At 61.0% G+C, this 21,649-nt stretch carries 17 protein-coding genes and 1 tRNA gene; 6 read left to right on the plus strand and 12 right to left on the minus strand.

Annotation, left to right across the window (positions count from 1 at the left end; translation table 11 throughout):
• Nucleotides 1–6: 6 nt before the first annotated feature.
• From CHEJ32_RS0101800 to CHEJ32_RS0101825, 6 genes are all read right to left on the minus strand, one after another.
• Nucleotides 7–1,020 carry a hypothetical protein gene (locus CHEJ32_RS0101800; protein ID WP_028032308.1) on the minus strand — a complete coding sequence of 338 codons (1,014 nt, stop codon included), beginning with the start codon at nucleotides 1,018–1,020 and terminating at the stop codon, nucleotides 7–9.
• Nucleotides 1,021–1,186: 166 nt separating this feature from the next.
• Complete coding sequence (locus CHEJ32_RS0101805) at nucleotides 1,187–2,821, minus strand: ABC transporter ATP-binding protein (RefSeq protein ID WP_028032309.1); 1,635 nt, start codon at nucleotides 2,819–2,821, stop codon at nucleotides 1,187–1,189.
• 1 nt (nucleotide 2,822) lies between these two features.
• Nucleotides 2,823–3,962 (minus strand): ABC transporter permease, encoded by a 1,140-nt coding sequence (locus CHEJ32_RS0101810; RefSeq protein WP_028032310.1) that lies wholly within the window; start codon nucleotides 3,960–3,962, stop codon nucleotides 2,823–2,825.
• A complete protein-coding gene (oppB, locus tag CHEJ32_RS0101815; protein WP_028032311.1) occupies nucleotides 3,955–4,878 on the minus strand; it encodes an oligopeptide ABC transporter permease OppB in 924 nt (307 codons plus the stop codon). Before oppB ends, CHEJ32_RS0101810 begins: the two co-directional genes overlap by 8 nt.
• Before the next feature lie 60 nt (nucleotides 4,879–4,938).
• Complete coding sequence (locus CHEJ32_RS0101820; protein ID WP_028032312.1) at nucleotides 4,939–6,540, minus strand: peptide ABC transporter substrate-binding protein; 1,602 nt, start codon at nucleotides 6,538–6,540, stop codon at nucleotides 4,939–4,941.
• Nucleotides 6,541–7,033: 493 nt separating this feature from the next.
• Nucleotides 7,034–7,109, minus strand: a tRNA-Thr gene (locus tag CHEJ32_RS0101825).
• Nucleotides 7,110–7,429: 320 nt separating this feature from the next.
• On the opposite strand from CHEJ32_RS0101825, the gene CHEJ32_RS0101835 reads away from it, so the two are divergent.
• The 5 genes from CHEJ32_RS0101835 to CHEJ32_RS0101855 all read left to right on the plus strand — a co-directional run bounded on the left by CHEJ32_RS0101835 (nucleotide 7,430) and on the right by CHEJ32_RS0101855 (nucleotide 13,079).
• The gene (locus CHEJ32_RS0101835) at nucleotides 7,430–8,386 is read left to right on the plus strand and encodes an omptin family outer membrane protease (RefSeq protein WP_084032641.1); all 957 of its coding nucleotides are present in this window, start codon (nucleotides 7,430–7,432) and stop codon (nucleotides 8,384–8,386) included.
• A 145-nt stretch (nucleotides 8,387–8,531) separates the two neighbouring features.
• Nucleotides 8,532–9,017 (plus strand): (2Fe-2S)-binding protein, encoded by a 486-nt coding sequence (locus CHEJ32_RS0101840; protein ID WP_028032314.1) that lies wholly within the window; start codon nucleotides 8,532–8,534, stop codon nucleotides 9,015–9,017.
• Nucleotides 9,018–9,139: 122 nt separating this feature from the next.
• Entirely contained in the window at nucleotides 9,140–11,488 is a 2,349-nt protein-coding gene (locus tag CHEJ32_RS0101845) for a xanthine dehydrogenase family protein molybdopterin-binding subunit (protein ID WP_028032315.1), read from the plus strand.
• Between the two features lie 114 nt (nucleotides 11,489–11,602).
• Entirely contained in the window at nucleotides 11,603–12,403 is an 801-nt protein-coding gene (locus tag CHEJ32_RS0101850) for a xanthine dehydrogenase family protein subunit M (protein WP_028032316.1), read from the plus strand.
• Nucleotides 12,404–12,572: 169 nt separating this feature from the next.
• Nucleotides 12,573–13,079, plus strand: coding sequence for a DUF1993 family protein (locus tag CHEJ32_RS0101855; protein ID WP_028032317.1), 507 nt, complete (start codon nucleotides 12,573–12,575; stop codon nucleotides 13,077–13,079).
• Nucleotides 13,080–13,192: 113 nt separating this feature from the next.
• Here the strand turns inward: CHEJ32_RS0101855 and CHEJ32_RS0101860 are convergent, their stop codons facing one another.
• The 6 genes from CHEJ32_RS0101860 to CHEJ32_RS0101885 form a co-directional block, all read right to left on the minus strand.
• Entirely contained in the window at nucleotides 13,193–15,082 is a 1,890-nt protein-coding gene (locus CHEJ32_RS0101860) for an MFS transporter (RefSeq protein ID WP_028032318.1), read from the minus strand.
• Between the two features lie 284 nt (nucleotides 15,083–15,366).
• On the minus strand, nucleotides 15,367–16,218 hold the full coding sequence (locus CHEJ32_RS0101865; RefSeq protein WP_028032319.1) for an ABC transporter ATP-binding protein: 852 nt from the start codon (nucleotides 16,216–16,218) through the stop codon (nucleotides 15,367–15,369).
• Nucleotides 16,215–17,069, minus strand: a complete 855-nt coding sequence (locus tag CHEJ32_RS23670) for an ABC transporter ATP-binding protein (RefSeq protein WP_084032642.1) — start codon at nucleotides 17,067–17,069, stop codon at nucleotides 16,215–16,217. Before CHEJ32_RS23670 ends, CHEJ32_RS0101865 begins: the two co-directional genes overlap by 4 nt.
• A 2-nt stretch (nucleotides 17,070–17,071) precedes the next feature.
• Nucleotides 17,072–17,998 carry an ABC transporter permease subunit gene (locus tag CHEJ32_RS0101875; protein WP_051469394.1) on the minus strand — a complete coding sequence of 309 codons (927 nt, stop codon included), beginning with the start codon at nucleotides 17,996–17,998 and terminating at the stop codon, nucleotides 17,072–17,074.
• Nucleotides 17,999–18,008: 10 nt separating this feature from the next.
• Nucleotides 18,009–19,013, minus strand: coding sequence for an ABC transporter permease subunit (locus CHEJ32_RS0101880; RefSeq protein ID WP_028032321.1), 1,005 nt, complete (start codon nucleotides 19,011–19,013; stop codon nucleotides 18,009–18,011).
• A 118-nt stretch (nucleotides 19,014–19,131) separates the two neighbouring features.
• On the minus strand, nucleotides 19,132–20,727 hold the full coding sequence (locus CHEJ32_RS0101885) for an ABC transporter substrate-binding protein (RefSeq protein WP_028032322.1): 1,596 nt from the start codon (nucleotides 20,725–20,727) through the stop codon (nucleotides 19,132–19,134).
• Between the two features lie 226 nt (nucleotides 20,728–20,953).
• On the opposite strand from CHEJ32_RS0101885, the gene CHEJ32_RS0101890 reads away from it, so the two are divergent.
• Nucleotides 20,954–21,505: a DUF924 family protein gene (locus CHEJ32_RS0101890; protein ID WP_028032323.1), complete on the plus strand. Its 552-nt coding sequence runs from the start codon at nucleotides 20,954–20,956 to the stop codon at nucleotides 21,503–21,505.
• The last annotated feature ends 144 nt before the right edge of the window (nucleotides 21,506–21,649 follow it).

Here is a 21,649-nt window from a genome sequence, read left to right on the forward strand (position 1 = left end):
GGTGCGCTATTGGCTCGTCGCTTCGCGGACCCGCAGGGAGAATATGTCGAGCATCCTGCCTTGTCCCTCGACATCGGGCGAGATCGAGATCCTTCCGCCGGCGCTTGGCCGCTGATCCGGAAGCTGCACCTCGAAGAGATATTCCGAAGGTGCGCTGCCAACGGCGTAACGCGTGCGTCCGCAATCTCCGAGTGAGCCGAAATCGCAGGAAATCGATATCTGCGTCTCGCCCTCCGTCGCCCTGGCGGTCAGGCTGAAGACGGCGCGCCGGCCGGCCAATTGCTCAAGCACCCCCTGTCCCACATCGAACGAGACGGCAGTCTCCGCACCTTCGGCCCCGATCTGAAGATAGGCCTCCTCGCCTTCCCGAAGTGCTTCGGCGCTCGCGCCTGCGGGTGCATCGACGGTGGTGGGATCAGTGGGAGAGAAGATCGTGATCCACGCACGGTCTTCTGCCGGATTTTCAGCAAGCCGCGGCGGCGCATTTTCGTTGCTTGAGGGTGTAGCCGTGTCGCGCGGCGCCTGTGCGGAACGCGGAACTCCACCCACGATCCACCATAGCCCGACAAGAATTGCGGCCAGCAGGACGAGGATGATCACGGCCGCGGCGAGGGGACGTCGTCTCCTCCGTTCGCCGGCAACGGGTGTACGCACTTCGTTGAGTGGAGAATAGTCGGGCCGTGAAGGACTGCGCCCCTGCAGGCGTTCTTCACGTTCGATGCGAGGCACGAAATCCGCTTCGGTCGCCTCGACGGAGAGCCGGTCGGCAGGGGAAGGAGCCATAGGGGAAGGCTGCGCCTCGACGGCCTCGACGGAAACGAAGCTGCGCTCGACGTCTATGATTGCCGCCTTGATCTGTTCGCGGCGGTTACGCCGATCCTCTTCCGTCAGATCGCGGCGCGCTTCGAGCGAGCGTTCAAGCGCGGCGAAGACTTGCCGATAAACTTTCTCCCGAAACGCCCGGTCATTTGCGTCACCCTTTTGCAGAGCGCTTCTGATCGCCTTTTTGACGGCTTCCAAATCGGATCCCTCATATTGTCGTTAAACCATGGTTAACCTTACGCGCGGACTCAATCAACGGAGATTGAGCGGGCGCATGAGGGAATGCCGATTGGATTGCCATGCCGAAGCTTCTGCGGCGCTTCCCGTCCGCCCAGTGCTATTTCGGCAATTTCAGAGCCGCTTCTCAGGCGTGCGCCTCCGTCGGTCGCTTCAACACCTCCTTCAAATTGAAGGCAGCGCGCATGAGAGCGCGCGTGTAGTCGCTCTTCGGATCGCGGAACACCTCTTCCGTCGGGCCTTGTTCAACCACCCGGCCCGTTTTCATCACGATCGTGTAGTCGGCGAGCGCCTTTACCACCGCCAGATCGTGGCTGATGAAGATGTAGGAAAGCCCATAGCTTTCCTGAAGACGGCGCAGCAGGTTGATGATCTGCTTCTGCACCGAGCGGTCGAGCGCCGAAGTGGGTTCGTCGAGCACGATGACGGTGGGCTTCAGCACCACCGCTCGCGCGATCGCGATGCGCTGGCGCTGTCCTCCCGAAAACTCATGCGGGAAGCGGTTGCGCATGATGGGGTCTAGCCCGACCTCCTCCAGCGCCTTGATCGCCGCTTCCTCGCGCTCGCGTGCGGAAAGCGTCGGTTCGTGCACCAGAAGCCCTTCGGTGATGATCTCGCCCACGGTCATGCGCGGGCTCAAGCTCCCATAGGGGTCCTGGAACACCATCTGCAGATTCCTGCGGTATGGCCGCATGCCCGCGCGGTCGAGGCCCTGGATCGGCACGCCCTGATAAACCACGCGTCCTTCCGAAGGCAGGAGCTGGAGGATCGCCCTTCCCAGCGTGGATTTGCCGGAGCCCGATTCACCCACGATGCCGATCGTCTGCCCGGCACGCAGCGTAAGGGTGACGTCCTGCACCGCTTTCAATTCGAAAGCCGAGCGGGAGAAGAAACCACCGCCCGAGCTGAAGGTCACCGACACCTTGTTCGCGTCGAGCAGGATGGGCGTTCCGGCAGAAACCGGCGACTTCGATCCCTCCGGTTCGGCGGCAAGCAGCATTTTCGTATAAGCCTTGGTCGGGCGATGGAAGATGTCGTCCGTCGTCCCTTCCTCCACCACCTCGCCCTTCTGCATCACATAAACGCGGCTGGCGAAAGCCTCCACGATCCTCAGATCGTGTGTGATGAAGAGGATGGCCATACCGAGCTTCTTCTGCAACTCGGCCAGCAGCCGGAGGATCTCCGCCTGGATCGTCACGTCGAGCGCGGTCGTCGGTTCGTCCGCGATCAAAAGGTCAGGGTCATTGGCGAGCGCCATGGCGATCATCACGCGCTGGCGCTGTCCGCCTGAAAGCTCGTGCGGATAGGATTTGAGCCGCCGCTCGGGATCCGGGATATGGACCAGCTTCAAAAGCTCCAGCGCCTTTTTGCGAGCAGCGGAAGCCGACAGGCCGCCATGCACCATGATGGGCTCCGAGATCTGCCGCTCGATCGTGTACAGCGGATCGAGGGAGGTCATCGGTTCCTGGAAGATCATCGTGATCTTCGCACCCCTTATGCGGTTGAGCCTTTCCCGCGGCAAGCCGATGAGCTCCTGCCCGCGATAGGTGACAGATCCTTCCGCGCGGCCGTTGGAGGCAAGGAGCCCCATCGTGGCCATCATGATCTGGCTTTTGCCCGATCCGGATTCGCCCACGACCGCAACGGTCTCCCCCGCATTCACATGCATGTCCACGCCGCGCACGGCTTTCACCGGCCCGTCCGGCGTGTCGAAGGTCACGCGGATATTGCGGATGTCGAAGATTCGTTCGCCCGAATTCATGTCAGCGATCCTTCGGGTCCAGAGCGTCGCGCAGGCCGTCGCCCAGGAAATTGAGGGCGAAGAGCAGCAGTGTCAGCGCGATCGAGGGGTAGAGCAGCATATAAGGGGCGCTTCGCATGTTGCGGGCACCTTCGGAGATGAGCACGCCGAGGCTCGTCAGTGGTTCCTGCACGCCGAGACCGAGGAAGGACAGGAAGCTTTCGAGCAGGATCACCTTCGGGATGAGCAGCGTCATATAGATGATCACCGGTCCCAGCGTGTTGGGGATGATGTGCCGGCGCAGGATGCCGCCGGAACTCACGCCGAGCGCTTCGGCCGCTTGCACGAATTCGCGTCGCCTGAGCGAAATGGTTTGACCCCGCACGATACGTGCCATGTCGAGCCATTCCACCGCCCCCACCGCAATGAACATGAGCACGACATTGCGCCCGAAGAAGACGACGAGCAGGATCGCAAAGAAGGTGAAGGGGAGGGCGTAGAGAATGTCCACCACGCGCATCATGACATTGTCCACCCGCCCGCCGAGGAAGCCCGCCGTCGCTCCCCAGGCGACGCCGATGATCAGCGCCACGCCGGTGGCGAGTGCGCCGATCATCAGCGAGATACGGATGGAAATCAGAATGCGGGCAAGCAGGTCGCGCCCGTTGCCATCCGTGCCGAAGATGAAGCGTAGCCGCTCCACATCCGCTTCCATCACTACCGAGCGCCCATCCGCGCTGGTTTCCGTAATGCGCGCATTGGAGAAAATGTCGGAGCGGTCGAGATAACGCGTCACGCGCGGATCGATCTCGCGTTCGGACGAGGCTTCCACGCGCAGCGTATTCCCGTCGACCTCAATGGAGTTGATGTCGAGCCGCGTACGGGCAAGCACGTTTTCGGCCTGCGGAACGATCTCGTCCTCCCGCGGATAAGCCTCCAGGCTCGCCGGCACGCGCACATAATCCGGATAAACCGTCGCGTAATGGTGTGGTGAAATCATCGGCCCGAAAAGACCGGCAAGGATATAGACGACGAGAATGACGAGGCTCGCCATAGCGGCCTTGTTGCGGCGTAGCCGCATCATGGCCGTTGCCCAGAGCGAACGGCCTTTTACGGGTGCTCCGGCGGCCACCTCGGGCGTGTTTGTTGCAATGTCAGTCATAGCGCACTCTTGGATCCAGGGCGGCGTAGATCAGGTCCACGACCAGATTGAAGACCACGACGAAGACAGCGATGATGATCACCGTTCCCATCACCAGCGTGTAGTCGCGGTTGAGCGCACCCTGCACGAAGTAGCGGCCGATGCCCGGAAGCCCAAAAATGGTTTCCACAACCACCGAGCCCGTCAGCAATGCCGCGGCGGCGGGCCCAAGATAGGAGACCACCGGCAGGCAGGCGGCGCGCATGGCGTGAACGATCACCACCATCCGCGCGGGGAGTCCGTAGGCGCGGGCGGTGCGGACATGGTCCGACCTTAGCGCCTCGATCATCGACCCACGAATAAGCCGTGCGATGACGGCCACCTGCGGCAGCGCCAGCGTTATTACCGGCAGAAGCATGTTGGCGGGGCCGCCATTGCCCCAGCCGCCGGCCGGCAACAGGCTCAGCCATACGCCGAAAACGAGTGACAGGAGTGGCGCGACGACGAAATTCGGCACCGTGATGCCAAAGGTGGCGACCGCCGTCACCCCGTAATCAACCCAGGAATTCTGGCGCAGCGCCGCGATGGTGCCGAGCACCGAGCCGATCAGCAAGGCCAGGAGCAGCGCCGTCGCGCCGAGCTGGATGGAGATCGGCAATCCGCTGCCGAGAAGCTGCTGTACGGAGAAGTCGCGATAAATGAAGCTCGGCCCCAGATCGCCACGTGCGAGATTGCCGAGATAATAGAGATACTGCTCCCATAGGGGACGATCGAGGTGGAAGACCCGGTTCAGGTTCTCCAACACCTTCGCTTCCAGCGCGCGCTCGCGGTCGAACGGACCGCCAGGCGCTACCCGCATCAGGAAGAAGGATAGCGTGATGATAAGAAATAGCGTCGGGATCGCCCCGAGGAGGCGCCGCAAAACATAGCCAAACATCGGCCGTCACTCTCGGTTGCATTCCGGAGCCGCACGTTCTGCACGGCTCCGGAACGGGATCTATTCGGAAATGCTCATCCAGCGCGTGGCGTGAGCGTTCTGAATATTGTCCTCCCAGCCCTTGAGCTTGGGCGAGACGAGCGACATGGAGGAATAATAGAGCATCGAGATGACGGCAGCATCTTTAACCAGCAGGGCTTCTGCCTGACGCAGGATTTCCTCGCGCTTGGCAAGGTCGCTTTCGGCTGCCGCCTGATCCATCAGCTTGTCGTATTCCGGATTCTCGTATTTGGAATAGTTGAAGCCGGTATTGTCGCTTTCCCACAGCTGAAGGAAGTTGACCGGGTCCGAGAAGTCGCCGATCCAGCCCGCGCGCGCCACTTCGTAGTCGTCGCTGTCGCGAAGATGCGAGTAGTGCGCCGAGCCGTCGCGGACGTTGAAGGTGACGTTGACGCCAAGCGGCTTCCACATGTCGGCAATGGCCGTCGCCGTGTTCTTGTGGTTTTCGCCCGCGCTATACGAAATCTCCAGCTCCAGAGGATTGTCGGGGCCGAACCCCGCCTCCTTCATGAGCGCGATCGCCTGGTCTTCCTTGTCGAGCGGATCGAGATCGGCCCATTCCACCTTGGGGCCGCCGCCTTCGTAATTGCCGATTCCCGGCGGCACGAAGGTGTAGGCCGGCAGCATGGCGCCCGACCAGATCTCGTTGGCTATGAACTCGCGGTCGACCATCATCGAGAGCGCTTGGCGAACCCGGGGATCCTTCAGGTCGTCCCTCTTGTTGTTGAGCGCGTAATAATAGGTGCCGAGATATGGCACCACATGCACCTGCTCGCCGAGGCGATCTTTTAGTGACTGGAGTTGCTCTGCGGGCAGGTCGGAGCAGCTCAGCACTTCGCCCGCCTCGAAGCGGCGCACGCAGGTCGCGCGCTCCTCGAATGGCACGAACTCGACCCGGTCGATCGCCACCTTGTCGGCCTCGCGGAATTCGGGGTTCTTCTCCAGCACCACCTTGTCGTTCGGCACGAAGGAGACGAGCTTGTATGGTCCATTGGTGACCATATTCTCCGGCTTTACGAAGTCCGAGCCGAATTTCTCCACGCTCGCCTTGTGCACCGGATAGCTCGTCTGGTGCGTGAGAAGCTGGAGGAAATAGGGCGTCGGGTTCTCCAGCGTGATCTCCAGTGTCTTGTCGTCAACGGCCTTGACGCCAAGTTCGCTTGGCTGGAGCTCGCCCTTGTTCACCTTCTCCCCGTTCTTGATGACGTAGAGCATGTTGGCGTATTTCGCGCCGGTCTCCGGATTGAGGATGCGCTGGTAGGAGAAGACGAAGTCTTCCGCCGTCACCGGATCGCCGTTCGACCACTTTGCGTCCCGCAGCTTGAACGTCCAGGTGAGCCCGTCATCGGACGTTTCCCAGCTTTCGGCAACGCCTGGGATCACCTCCGCCTTGGCGCTATAGATCACCAGTCCCTCGTAGAGGTCGCGTAGGATGTTCGCCTCGGCGATCGTCGAGGTCTTGTGCTGATCCAGCGTTTCGGGATTGGCATCGTTGCCGCGCACATAGGTCACCTGGGCGAGCGCTGTGCTGGCGCCTGCAAACACCCCGGCCACCAAGAGGGCGCCGGCCACCAGCGGCCGGATTCCTGCCATTCTCAACATGATTGAACTCCCATCACTTTTCGCGTTCATGTTCTTGTTGCTTGCTTGGAACGCGCCGTCAGCTGCTGCTGCCATCCCCTCCGTCTAGCATGCGTCTGGCCGCTCACAGGCGACCGAGTGGTGTTGTTTTTCAGGAAGAGATCGCCATCGGGCGCGGCGGCAGGGAAGTTGCCGGAAGGAGCTGCCGCTTTCGCCAATCTCGTCGGTCGAAAACGCGGATTGCATTTCCTTCTGTTCCCCCTCCGCTCTTGGTTCTTGGTTCGCGCGGGTCAAGGCCGCGCGTCAATGAGCCAGTGAAGGCATGATTAGGCATGGAAATGACGCGTACGTCAAATGGAATTAGGACTCGTCCAAAGGTGGCAAGAACGTGCCGGGAAGAGGCGGTTCGCTCGCAATAAACTTTCGGCCCACCCGGTGTCTCTGCACAGATATGTTGCAAACGGCAAACTAGCCCACCTTGCGGGATAGCCAAAGCTGAAGGAACCATGGGGAGTGGTGCCGCATGCCGGACTCGAACCAGCGACCCCATCATTACGAATGACGTGCTCTACCAACTGAGCTAATGCGGCAAAGGCCAAAGGCCATCGGTGCCCGGCTGATACAGACATTGTGTCGGAATATCAAGAGAAAGAGTCGCGCTCGGCCCCTCGTTTTTCTGGTGTTGTTCATAACACCAGGCGCCGCCATTCCGGCGCAATCAACGGCTGCTGGCGAGCGTGCACAACTTCGCTTCAAGAGGGGTCGAAAGCTTCCACAGCTTGGGTTTTCGCATAACGGCTCGAGTATTTGCTGATATATCTGGCCGTTTCGTAGCCTCGATGCGGTTCGTTGAGCGACATCCTGACTTCATTTCAGGCCGAACACAACTCGGATCACAGCGAGGGATCTCATGGACAGACGTAATTTGTATTACGCAGGCGTTCTGGTTCTCTATCTCTATCAGCCCACTGCAACGGCCCATGCCGCAGATCCGGTTCTGTTCGGCGCGTTCGGGGAGGACGACAGGGTGCGTGTAGCCCTGGAGGTGGGCTATCTGAGCGCCAGGGCGAAAGAGTATCTCTACGACAATGGCCGAACGGTAAGCGAGCTCATCTGGGACGTCAATTCAGCTGCAAGCATCACCGGTCGCGCCGAAATGAGCATGAGCCCGCGGTGGCAGCTCTCCGGCTCGGCCACGATTGGAATCAACTACGACAACTTCATGGTCGAGTACGATTGGCTGACGGACTCGCCAGACTGGTCCGACCGGTCGCTTTCATGGGACACGCGGCTCGATCATTATGTCGCGGTCGACGCCGGGGCAAGCTACGCTTTCTGGAAAACCTATAACACGACGATGAAGGCCATCGGCGGCTTACGGTATACCGACATCAAGATGAGCACTTATGGCGGTGAATATATCTACACACCCGAGGGCGGCGATTTTCGTAGCGAAGTCGGCAACTTTCCCGATGGCGAACGCGGCATCACCTACCGCCAGAGGCTCCCGGTCATCTATGGAGGGCTGGGTGCAGCGCGGCAGTTCGGCAGCCTCCATCTCGACGCGAGTGTCCTTGGCGGCTTGACCGTCTGGGCTCGGGATAAGGACAATCACTGGAATAGAGCAGCCGTCTACAAGGCAGATTTCGACTCGAGACCCTATCTGGCCCTGCAGATGCGCGCGAGCGTGCCCGTAACGGACAGGGGAGAAGCGGTCCTGTCGGCCCGCTACGAGAAGCATTTCCGTATGAGAGGCGATCTCCACATAACAGATTTCAGCGATGGTACTAGCTCGTCGGGGAGGGACGGCGCGGGAGCCTCGCTGCAAACGATCAATGTAGGGATTGGCTTGAAGTTCCGGTTCTAAGGCAACCTCCGCCTTGCGTGGCACCTCTGCCGGACATCCTTGGTCCCCTCTATTAGAGGTTATGGACTCCTGACGTTCCTGAGGTAAGCTCAAAGGAAGCCGGCACATATGCAGCCGGCGCGAGGCGGAACTCAGGAGGAGACGCATGGCGGATATTTCAATGGTTATCAATGGCCGCGAGGTGCGCGGCAGCGTCGAGGACCGCACGCTGCTCGTCCATTTCCTTCGCGAACACCAGGGTCTGACCGGTACCCATGTGGGATGCGACACGTCCCAATGCGGTGCCTGCGTCGTGCATGTGGATGGCAAGGCCGTGAAGTCCTGCACCATGCTCGCCGCGCAGGCCTCGGGCAGCGAAGTCACGACGATCGAGGGCTTGGCGAAGGACGGCCATTTGCACCCGGTCCAGGCGGCCTTCAAGGAGCATCATGGTCTACAGTGCGGGTTCTGCACGCCTGGCATGATCATGGCGGCGGTCGATATGATTCGTCGTTATCCGGGAGGACTGGACGAGAAGACGGTGCGTGCCGAGCTGGAGGGCAATATCTGCCGCTGCACTGGCTATCACAATATCGTGAAGGCGGTTTTGGCCGCCTCTGAAGCGATGAGCAAGCCAGCGGTTGCTGCCTAAGGCGGTGGGGCACTTGGGCAGTATACGAGACTATAGGGTGCGGGCGGGCAATGAAACGGTTTCGGTCTTACCCTCCGGCTTGCGCTCCTATTCCACTACTGCCCTGATCTCGGGAGGAACATATGGGAATCGAAGGTATCGGCGCGCGGGTTGCGCGTAAGGAAGACAAGCGCTTCGTCACCGGTCTCGGCCGTTATGTGGACGATATGGTCGTCCCCGGCATGAAATACGCGGTATTCGTTCGTAGCCCGCACGCCCATGCGGCGATTAGGAGCATCGACACCTCAGCGGCGAAGACCATGCCGGGCGTAATCGGCGTGCTCACGGGGCCGGAGCTGAAGAGCGACGGGATCGGCAACCTGATCTGCGGCTGGATGATCCATTCCAAGGACGGCAGTCCCATGAAGATGGGCGCATGGTCGCCGCTTGCCACGGACAAGGTGCGCTATGTGGGCGATGCAGTCGCCATCGTCGTGGCCGAAAGCCGCAGCCTGGCGCGAGACGCAGCCGAGGCCGTGGCGGTCGAATATGATGAACTTCCCGCCGTGACGGATGCCGTGAAGGCATTGGAGGCCGGCGCGCCGCAAATTCACCCGGAAGCCGCGAACAACCTGATCTATGATTGGGAACTCGGCGATGCCGCGGCCACGGATCAGGCGATCGCGGGCGCGGCGCATGTCACCCGGATGCGGATCGTCAACAACCGGCTGATTCCCAACGCCATTGAGCCGCGCGCCGCTCTCGGCCACTATAATCCAGCGGAAGACCATTTCACCCTCTGGACGACGAGCCAGAACCCGCATGTGGCACGTCTCGTCATGAGCGCGTTCTACAATGTCGCGCCCGAGAACAAGCTGCGCGTCATCGCGCCGGATGTCGGCGGCGGCTTTGGTTCCAAGATTTATATCTATCCCGAGGAAGTCGTCTGCCTCTGGGCGTCCAAGCGCACGGGTGTGCCCGTGAAGTGGGTTGCAGACCGTACCGAGAGCTTCCTCTGCGATGCGCATGGGCGCGACCACGTCACCGAGGTGGCGATGGCGTTCGATACGGACAATCGTGTCGTGGGCCTGAAGGTGGACACGATTGCCAATTTCGGCGCTTATATGTCGCTCTTTTCCTCATGCGTGCCGACCTATCTCTACGCCACGCTTCTATCTGGCCAATATGCGTTCCCGCATATCCACTGCAATGTGCGGGCCGTTTACACGAACACAGCGCCAGTGGATGCCTATCGCGGTGCCGGCCGGCCGGAAGCCACCTATGTGCTCGAACGCGTCATGGAGACGGCGGCGCGCGAGCTGGGCATGTCGCCGGCGGAATTGCGCCGCAGGAATTTCATTCGCGAATTCCCGCACCAGACGCCGGTCATCATGAACTATGATGGAGGTGACTACGAAGCCTCACTCAACGCGGCGATGCAAGCTGCCGATTATGCCGGCTTCCCAGCCCGCCGCGAGGAGGCGAAGCGCCGCGGGAAACTGCGCGGTATCGGGATGAGCTGTTACATCGAGGCTTGCGGTCTCGCTCCGTCTCAAGCCGTTGGCAGCCTCGGTGCAGGGGTTGGCCTTTGGGAATCGGCCGAGGTCCGCGTGAATGCCGCGGGCACGATCGAGGTGCTCACCGGATCCCACAGCCATGGGCAGGGGCACGAAACCACCTTCGCGCAGGTGGTGGCCGACAGGCTGGGACTTCCTCTCGATCAGGTCTCCATCGTCCATGGCGACACGGACAAGGTGCAGATGGGCATGGGCACCTATGGTTCGCGCTCAGGCGCGGTCGGGATCTCAGCCATCGTGAAGGCGTTGGACAAGGTGGAAACAAAGGCGAAGAAGATCGCCGCTCACCTGCTGGAAGCCGACGAAGGCGACATCGTCATCGAGAACGGCGAGGTAAAGGTCGCAGGCACGGACCGCAGCCTGCCCTGGTTCCAGGTGGCGCTAGCGGCCTATACGGCCCACAACCTGCCGGCCGGCATGGAGCCCGGCCTCAAGGAAACCGCCTTCTATGATCCGACCAACTTCACCTTCCCGGCGGGCTGCTACATCTGTGAGGTGGAGATCGATCCGGAAACGGGCGTGACCGAGATCGTGCAGTTCGTCGCGGCCGACGATTTCGGCACGATCATCAATCCGTTGATCGTGGAGGGGCAGGTTCACGGCGGCATTACTCAAGGCGTGGGCCAGGCTCTCCTCGAGGGATGCGTATATGATCCGACCTCCGGCCAGCTCGTCACCGCTTCCTATATGGATTACACCATGCCGCGCGCGGCCGACGTGCCTTCCTTCAAGGTATCCACCACCTCGACGCCGAGCCCAAGCAACCCGCTCGGCATCAAGGGCTGTGGAGAGGCGGGAGCGATCGGCTCCCCGCCGGCGGTCATCAACGCGATTACGGATGCCATCGGGAACAATGATCTGACGATGCCGGCCACCCCGCAACGGGTTTGGGCCGCGCTCCGGAAGGCTCAGTAAATGGTGGGATGGTGAATGGCTGGAAATCCGGGCGACAGTGGTTGGTGCCGTCAACCGGATTTCCATTCACCGGTCACCATTGACCATGTAATTCACCTCTAAGAGGAGAACCCAATGTATCAAACCACCTATCACCGTCCTTCCTCGGTCGCCGAGGCTGTAAGGATGCTGGGCGAAGCCGCCGATGGAAAGTTCCTCGGCGGAGGCCAGACCCTCATACCCACCATGAAACAGAGGCTCGCCGCACCTTCCGATGTCATTGATCTCAGGCATATTGCTGAGCTGAAGGGCATCACCGTGAGTGGGCGGGATGTGCGAATCGGAGCCGGAACCACCCATGAGGAGGTAGCCAATCATAGCGGGCTTGCCGCCGTCTGCCCCGCAATTTGCTACCTGGCCGGCCATATCGGTGACCCGCATGTACGGCATATGGGAACGATCGGCGGGTCTATCTCCAACAATGATCCGGCCGCGGACTATCCCTCCGCCATGTTGGCGCTCAATGCCATGATTCACACCAGCAAGCGTGCCCTTTCGGCTGACGAATTCTTTACCGGCCTTTTCGGTACGGCCTTGGACGAGGACGAGATTGTGACGGCGGTGTCCTTCACCGCGCCGGAGAAGGCTGGATACGCGAAATTTCCGAACCCGGCGTCCCGCTACGCGCTTACCGGCGTCTTCGTGGCCAAGCGTCCGGAAGGCGTGCGCGTCGCGGTGACCGGAGCGGGCGAGGACGGCGTCTTCCGCGCTACGGCTATCGAGAATGCGCTTTCCCGCTCCTTCGAGCCTTCCGTGCTCGACGGCATCGCCATGCCCGCGGACGGATTGATGTCGGACATCCACGCCTCGGCCGAATACCGCGCCAATCTTATCGTCGTCATGGCAAAGCGGGCTGTGCAGGCGGCAAACGGCTGAGCAGGATCGAAGCTGAGTTTGGACAAAGGGGCCTGCTGGCCCCTTTTCTATGCGAATGCGATGGTGACGGCGCATGTCAGCAGGATTTGCCGCCGCAATTGACTGCGCCGGGCCCGGAGATATGGTTCGCTCATCCGGGCCGGTTACTCCCATCTCAAAGGAAAATCTCATGCCAGTGTCGCTTTACGACGTCAGCATCCCCGTCTTCATTCGCACCTTCGGTCACTTCTCGAAATTCCTCGACAAAGGCCGCGCCTTCGCCGATGAGAAAGGGATCCCCCATTCCGAACTGCTCGACGCGCGCCTCTTTCCAGACATGGCGCCACTGACGGCTCAGGTCCAGCGCGCGAGCGATACTGCGCGTTTCGCTGCCGTTCGGGTCGCTCAGATCGAAGCCGTTCCGATGCCGGACACGGAAGCAAGCTTCGGAGAGCTTCAGGAGCGGATCGCAAGGACCGTGGATTTCCTGAAAGGGGTGCCGTCCGATGCGATCAATGCGGGCGAGGATATCGAGGTGACGCTGAAGACGCAGCATTTCTCGACCACCTTCAGGGGGAAGGATTACCTGCTCGGTTTCGCATTGCCCAACTTCTATTTCCACGTAACCACGGCTTACGGGATCTTGCGGCACAAGGGCGTGCCGCTGGGCAAGCTTGATTTCTTCGGACGCGGCTGAGGAGCCTGTCCCGCCAGCGCAGACGGTCCCCTTTGCAGCAAACGCTTGACGGCCCCCTTGGCAGCAAAAAGCCCGGCGCATCGCGCCGGGCTAAAGCAGGGAAGGAGGGGGACTTACTCCTTGGTGTTCAGATTTGTGCCCAGGGTATCCCGCACGAAGAGCGTGCCGATAACAAGCGACATCGCCGCAATCGCGACCGGGTACCAGAGCCCGAAATAGATGTCGCCTTTGTAGGCGCTCATGGCGAACACAGTTGCCGGCAACAGACCGCCGAACCAGCCATTGCCGATGTGGTAAGGCAGCGACATTCCGGTGTAGCGGATGCGGGTCGGGAACATCTCGACCAGGATGGCGGCGATTGGGCCATAGACCATGGTCACGTATATGACGAGCACCAGCAGGATGAGGATCACCAGCGGCCAGCTCACCTCTTCCGGGTCCGCCACCATTTTGAACGCGCCCGCGTCCGGTATGGTATAGACCGGTACCTCGCTGCCCGCGGCGGTCGCTTCGTCAGCGGTCAGGAGCCCGTCCTTCACCGCCTGTTCGGCCGGCACCATCGTGCTCTCCCCGCCGCGGATGGCGGCTGCGTCGAGGTTGAGTTCCGGATTGGCCGCGATAAAGGCATCGAGCTTCGGCTCCGCCACCTTTGCCGGATCGCGCGCCAACGGATAGCCCGCTTGCTGCAGAGCCAGGTTGACGGAGTGCGAGAAGGCAGCGTCCTTCGCCTTCGCGTCGGCACCTGCGGCAATCGAATCATAAGATTCGATCGTGGTATCTCCAATCTTCACCGTGGCCGGCGTTCCCGGCGCTGCCGTCAGGTTCACGTCATAGGGCACGGAAGCACGCGTCAGGAACGAGGTCGCGATGTCGCAGGATGTTGTGAACTTAGCCGTGCCGGTGGGGTTGAACTGGAACTTACAGTCGCCCGGCGCGGCGGTGACGGTCGCCCGCACCTGTGCCTGGGCTTCGGCGAGCGCCGGGTTGGCGGCCCAGGTCAGCGCCTTGAACAGCGGGAAATAGGTGACGATGGCAAGTGCGAGACCCGCCATGATGATCACTTTCCGGCCCACCTTATCGGACAGCCAGCCGAAAAGGACGAAGAAGGGCGTGCCCAGCGCCAGGGCGATGGCAATCATGATATTGACGGACTGTGCATCGACTTTGAGCACGTTCTGCAGGAAGAACAGCGCGTAGAACTGGCCATTGTACCAGACCACCGCCTGGCCCGCGGTCAGACCGAGCAAGGCAAGCAATGCGATCTTCGCATTCTTCCACTGGCCGAAGGCTTCCGAAAGAGGTGCCTTTGAGCCCTTGCCCTCTTCTTTCATCCGCTGGAAGGTCGGCGATTCATTGAGCGAAAGCCGGATCCATACGGAGATGCCCAGCAGGATGAAGGAGAGCAGGAAGGGTATGCGCCAGCCCCATGCGGCAAAAGCCTCCCGGCCCATCGAAACCTGCACCAGCAGGATTACGATAAGCGAAAGGAAGAGGCCGAGCGTCGCCGTGGTCTGGATCCAGGACGTGTAATAACCGCGTCTGTTGTCGGGCGCATGTTCGGCCACATAGGTTGCGGCGCCGCCATATTCGCCGCCAAGGGCGAGGCCTTGCAGCATACGCAGCGCGATAAGGATGATCGGTGCCACGATGCCGATCGAGGCAGAGCCCGGCAACAGGCCGACTAGGAACGTCGACAGACCCATGATCAGGATGGTGATCAGGAAGGTGTATTTGCGCCCGACGAGATCGCCGATGCGGCCGAAGACCAATGCCCCGAAGGGGCGCACCAGAAAGCCTGCCGCAAAGGCGAGCAGCGCGAAGATGTTGCGCGTTGCCTCCGGATATTGGCTGAAGAAGGTAGCGCCGATGAAGACGGCGAGCGAACCGTAGAGATAGAAGTCGTACCATTCGAACACGGTGCCGAGCGACGAGGCGAAGATGACCTTCTTCTCCTCGCGCGTCATCCCGCGATGGCCGGTGTCGACCGTCGATGCAACTGCCATGGTGTCCTCCCAAGTATGGAAAGCGACGCGAGCATGTCCTCCGCGAGCGCCGTTTACCCTTGCAAGAAATGCCAGAGTCGGAGCCGCAAATGCACCGAGACTTTGGAACTATGACTTTGGTCTAATGCCATGATCCGCGCCCTGTGTGACGCGGAACTTGGATTCGCGACAGCGTTGAGCGCCTCTTGGGAGCGCAACCTATGTTTCAGTTATTGAAGCGGCCGCACCAGCCCGAAAACCGATTCCGTTTTCGGGCTGGTGTGCCAGGCGCTTCCTGCAGAACTTTACGCTTGTAGGGGTGATCGCTTCCGTTCCGCTCGCCGTGCGAGGCGGGCGCGAATGGCCTCGGGATCGGCGCGCGGCGTAGCGGCGAAGAGCGTCTTGGTATAGGCATGCTTCGGGTCGGAGAAGACCTCGTCGCGCGTGCCATATTCGACCGCTTCGCCCAGATACATCACCATCACCTCGTCCGCGATGTAGCGCACCACCGAGAGGTCGTGGCTGATGAAGACATAGGTGAGGCCGAACTCATCCTGCAGATCCGCAAGCAGGTTCAAAACCTGCGCCTGGACGGAGAGGTCCAGGGCGGAGACCGGCTCATCCAGCACCAGAAGGCGCGGATTGAGCATCAGGGCGCGGGCGATCGCGATGCGCTGCCGCTGGCCGCCGGAGAACATATGCGGGTAGCGGTTGAAGTGTTCCGTCCCGAGCCCGACCTTCTTAAGCATGGCCATTGCCCGGTCGCGCCGCTCGGAAGCGGGGATACCCGAATTGATGATGAGCGGCTCCATCAGCACGTCGCCGATCTTCTGGCGCGGGTTGAGCGACCCATAGGGATTCTGGAACACGATCTGCACTTTTCGGCGCAGCTCTGGTGTCAGTCCCTTTTTCACGATGTCCACTTCCTCGCCATCCATGAAGATCTGGCCGGAGGTCGGTGCGTCGATCATGGTGATCATGCGGGCAAGCGTGGACTTGCCGGAGCCGCTTTCGCCGACGATGGCGAGCGTCTTGCCTTTCTGCAGCTTGAAGCTCACGCCCTTGACGGCATGGACGACATGGCCCTTGCGGAAGAGCCCCCCGCCGACCTCATAGTCACGCACGAGATTGCGCGTTTCGAGAACGATTTCGCTCATGAGACCGCTCCCGTATATGGCGCTTCTTCCAGTGCGAAGTCGGAAACGGTCGGCAGGCGGTCCCCCACCGCATTCTCCGGAAGGGCGGAGAGCAGCGCCTTCGTGTAGGCATGTTTCGGTGCCTCGAACAGCGAGAGCACGTCCGCCTCTTCCATTTTGCGCCCCTTGTACTGCACGATCACGCGATCGGCAGTCTCAGCCACCACGCCCATATCGTGGGTGATGAGGATCATTGCCATGCCGGTCCTGGCCTGCAGGTCCATCAGAAGATCCAGGATCTGTTTCTGGATCGTCACATCGAGCGCCGTCGTCGGCTCGTCCGCGATGAGCAGCTTCGGATTGCAGGCGAGGGCCATGGCGATCATCACGCGCTGCGACTGGCCCCCGGACATCTGGTGCGGGAAGGACTTCATCCGCTCTTTCGGGTCAGGGATGCCGACGGATTTGAGCAGTTCGATCGTTCGCTTCCGCCGCTCGCTGCGGCTGAGATCCGTGTGCGTCTTCAATGTCTCTTCGATCTGGAAGCCGACAGTGAAGCAGGGATTGAGGCTTGCGATTGGCTCCTGGAAGATCATGGCGATATCGTTGCCGATAATGCGCCTGCGGTCCTTGGGCGAGAGGTTGAGTATGTCTCGTCCCTGGAACGTCATCCGGTCCGCCTTTACCGTCGCCGTCCAGGGCAGGAGCCCCATCACGGCGAGCATGGAGACCGACTTGCCGGAACCGGATTCGCCCACAATGGCGAGCACCTCTCCCTCATCCACGGATAGCGAGATACCGTCCACCGCGCGCAGCTTGCCGGTCGCGGTTTCGAACTCGACGGACAGGTTTTCGATTTCGAGCAAAGCCATGCTCACGACCTCTTCAGTTTTGGGTCGAGCGCGTCGCGCAGACCGTCGCCCATGAGATTGATGGCGAGCACCGTGATGAGGATGGCAAGACCCGGGAAGGTGACAACCCACCAGGCGCGCAGGATGAACTCGCGGGCCTCGGCCAGCATGGTGCCCCATTCGGGCGTGGGAGGTTGCGCTCCCATGCCGAGAAAGCCCAGGGCGGCTGCATCGAGGATCGCGTTGGAAAAGGAGAGCGTCGCCTGCACGATCAGCGGCGCCGTGCAGTTCGGCAGGATGGTCTTGAACATCAGCCGGAAATGGCCTGCACCCGCCACCTTCGCAGCCGTCACATAGTCCCTGGTCTTTTCCGCCATCACGGCCGCGCGCGTAAGCCGCACGAAATGCGGCTGCAGCACCAGGGCGATGGCGATCATGGCGTTCATCAGGCCCGGTCCCAACACCGCGACCAGTACCAGGGCGAGAAGCAGGGACGGGAAGGCGAGAATGATGTCCATCAGCCGCATGATGACGGTGTCGACCGCGCCACGGAAATAGCCGGCGATAAGACCGACAACCACGCCCACCACCACTGCCAACGTGACCACCACCACGCCGATGAAGAGGGAGAAACGCGCTCCGTAGAGCAAGCGGGAGAGGATATCCCGACCGACGGCGTCCGTGCCCAGGATGTATTCCCAACTGCCGCCTTCTTCCCACACGGGAGGCACCAGGAAGGCGCCACGCACCTGTGCGGTGGGGCTGTGTGGCGCGATCACTGGTGCCAGGATCGCCACCACGACGATGAGGAGGAAAACCGCAAGTCCGACCAGCGCGCCGCGGTTCTGGCGGAAATAGTACCAGAACTCGGCAAATCTCGCGCGGCGGCTGGCATCCACGCTCGGGCCACCTTCCAACCCGATCGCGGCATTAGCTTCTTTTACGTTCATGGTAGCCATGTCAGTGCCTGATCCTCGGGTTGATGAGACCGTAGAGCACGTCCACGATCAGGTTCACGACCATGATGATGGCTGCGATGAGCAGTAGGCCTCCCTGCACCACGGCGTAATCGCGCCGGAACACGCTATCCACCATCCATTTGCCGATGCCCGGCCAGGAGAAGATCGTCTCTGTAAGAATAGCGCCCGCCATGAGAACGCCCACCTGCAACCCGATCGTGGTGACGACCGGGATCAGCGCGTTGCGCAGGGCATGGAGTCCGATGACGCGTCGGGGCGGAAGGCCCTTGGCGCGCGCGGTGCGCACATAGTCCTCTCCCAGCACTTCGAGCATGGCCGAACGGGTTTGCCGCGCAATGACGGCAAGCGGGATCGTGGCGAGCACGATGGTCGGCAAGATCAGATGCGAGAGTGCGGATTTGAAGGCCCCGGACTGGCCGGAAAGGAGGCTGTCGATCAGCATGAATCCTGTAACGGGAGGGAAGAAATAGAGGAGTGAGATCCGTCCCGATACCGGCGTCCATTGCAGCACGCCCGAGAAGAAGATGATGAGCAGCAGCCCCCACCAGAAGATTGGCATGGAATAGCCGACAAGCGCGAAGCCCATGACCGATTGGTCGAGCCAGGAACCCCGTTTCACCGCGGCCAGAACGCCGAGCGGCACACCGATCACGATCGCCAGGATTATGGCGCAAATCGAAAGTTCGAGCGTGGCGGGGAAGAGCGCGAGGAAATCGTCCAGCACCGGCCGTTTTGTGACGATGGAACTGCCGAAATCGCCACGGACGACGCCGCCGATATAGTCGAGATATTGAATCCAGAGCGGACGGTCGAACCCGAGCTCATGGGTGAGCGCTGCATGGCGCTCAGGCGACATCACGCGTTCGCCGGACATCAGCATCACCGGATCACCAGGCAAGACACGGATGAAGGCAAAGGCGATGATGGACACGCCGATGAAGGTCGGGATGAGAACCGCAAGCCGCCGGAGCAGGAACCGGAACATACGCTTTCGATCTCCTGAACTAAACATGGAGGCCGCAAGGGCGGCCATATTCTACTCAAATTTGCAAAGAAGCGCGCCGGTTTCCCGGCGCGCCTCCCTATATCCCGGAATGGAATCTCTATTCGGCGAGGTCAACGCCCTCGAAGGCAAAGTCGCCGAGCGGGCTCTGCACGAAGCCCTCGACTTCCTTGCGCATCGGCACGACCGAGAGCGAGTGGTCGAGCGTCGCCCAAGGGGCTTCACGCTTGAAGACGACCTGAGCCTGCTCGTAAAGCTTCGTGCGTTCCGCCTGGTCTGAGGCCTGCTTTGCCTGCATGACGAGATTGTTGAACTCCTCGTTGCACCATTGTGCGCGGTTGTTGCCGCCCACAGCGTCGCAGCCGAGCAGGGTGTGGAGGAAGTTGTCCGGGTCGCCGTTGTCGCCCGTCCAGCCGAGGATCACCGCGCCGTCGCGCTTCACGTCGCTCGAGCGCTGGAGATATTCCGCCCACTCATAGGAGACGATCTCGACATTGACGCCGATCTTCTGGAAGTCGGACTGGATCAGTTCGGCCGCCCGGCGCGCGTTCAGCATGTAGGGCCGGCTCACCGGCATCGCCCACACTTTCATGGAAAGATTGCTGACGCCCGCTTCCTCGAGCATTTTCTTGGCTGCATCGGGATCGTACGGATCGTCTTCGATGGAGTCGTTATAGGACCACATCGTCGGCGGGATCGGATTCTTGGCGGGGGTCGCCATGCCCTGGAACACTGCGTCGACGATCGCCTGTTTGTTGATCGCCATGTTCAGTGCCTTGCGCACTTCGGGCTTGTCGAAGGGTGCCATCTGGGTGTTGTAAGCCAGATAGGCGACGTTCAGGCCTTCCTGCTCCATCACCTTCAGATTGGGATCGGCCTTCATCTCCTCCACGTCCGCCGCATTGGGGAACGGCATGAGGTGGCATTCGCCCGCCTTCAGCTTCTGATAGCGTACGGATGCGTCCGGCGTGATGGCGAAAACGAGGTCATCGATCTTCTGCTTGCCGTTCCAGTAATCCTCATGCGCCCGGTAGCGGATGACCGCGTCCTGCTGGTAGGCGACGAATTCGTAGGGGCCTGTTCCCAGCGGCTGCTGGTTGAGCAACTGCATCTGCCCGTCTGCTTCCAGCTTGTCGGCATATTCTTTGGAAATGATCGATGCGAAGGGCATGGCCACATTGGCCAGGAACGGCGCTTCCGGTTGCTTGAGCGTGAAGCGCACCGTCATGTCATCGACCTTTTCGATCGACTGGATAAGCTCCGGGAAGCCCATGCCGTTGAAGTATTCCCAGGAAGCGCCGGCGACATATTGGTGCCAGGGATTGTCGCTCTTGAGCTGGCGCTCGTAGGAGAAGATCACGTCATCGGCGTTGAGGTCGCGCGTGGGGGTGAAGAAATCCGTGGTCTGGAACTTCACGCCCGGCCGCAGCTTGAAAGTATACTGCAGGCCGTCGTCCGAAATCTCCCAGCTTTCGGCAAGCCCCGGGATGGTTTCGGTCGTGCCCGGCTTGAATTCGAGCAGCCGGTTGTAGACCGTGTGAGCTGCGGCATCGAACGTCGTTCCGGCCGTATAGAGGCCAGGGTCGAATCCTTCAGGCGAGCCTTCCGAGCAATATACGAAGGTCTTCGCGCCCGCCGCGCCGCTCAAAGTCGTTGCGGCCAGCAGGGCTGCCGCGAACATCATTTTGGTTTTCATGTGGGTTCTCCCAGTGTTATTTCGAGCCGTTCCCAGGGGCTCTTGGGGCCGCATATAAGCAAAGTTCTCCGACCAAGGAAACACCCCCGCAACCTGGGCCTACAAATCTTTTCATTGTGCAACTTTTGATGTGGTGGCCAAATAGAGGTGGACAGTCGGCGCCTCTCGCCCCCACATTGGGGCGTGCGCTTCACGACGGAAGCAAAGACGACGCCGGGAGCAGTTCATGACCGATCAATGGATCGAGGAAATTCTTTCCTTCTGGTTCGAGGAAGTGGGTGAGAAGCGATGGTTCGACTCTTCGCCGGAACTCGACCAGGCCATTCGGGACCGTTTCGGAGCTCTGTATGAGCGCCTTGCGGCAAACCTACCCGACAAAGCCATAAAGGATCAGCGGGCGGCGCTTGCGGCGGTCATCCTGTTTGACCAGTTCCCGCGTAACATGTATCGCGGCACGGCCGCCGCCTTCGTGACCGACGATCTCGCGCTGCGGATCGCCCGCGACGCGCTTGACAGGAATTTCGATGACGGTCTCACGCCGGGTGAGAAACAGTTCCTGTACATGCCGTTCATGCATTCGGAGGTCTCGGCGGACCAGGAGCATGCAGTCATGCTCTTCAAGGCGCTCGGCAACGAGGAGGCGCTGCGATACGCGATCGAGCACCGCGACATCATAGAGCGTTTCGGGCGGTTCCCGCATCGAAACCGGGCTCTTGGCCGCGAGAGCACCCAGGACGAGCTGGCCTTTCTGGAAGGGCATAAAGGATACGGCCAGTGATGCGCCTCTTGCCCTGCCGCACGACCGTACCATAATGGGAATATCGGGTGGGGTGCCGGGCTCGCTCGCGCCGCCCGGCTGCGGAATTCCAGGGGAGGTATCCGAGGGAGGGAAAATTGGCGAAAATCGGCAGTGGCCGAAAGG

Source organism: Chelativorans sp. J32 (assembly GCF_000518985.1).
Taxonomy (GTDB): Bacteria; Pseudomonadota; Alphaproteobacteria; order Rhizobiales; family Rhizobiaceae; genus Chelativorans.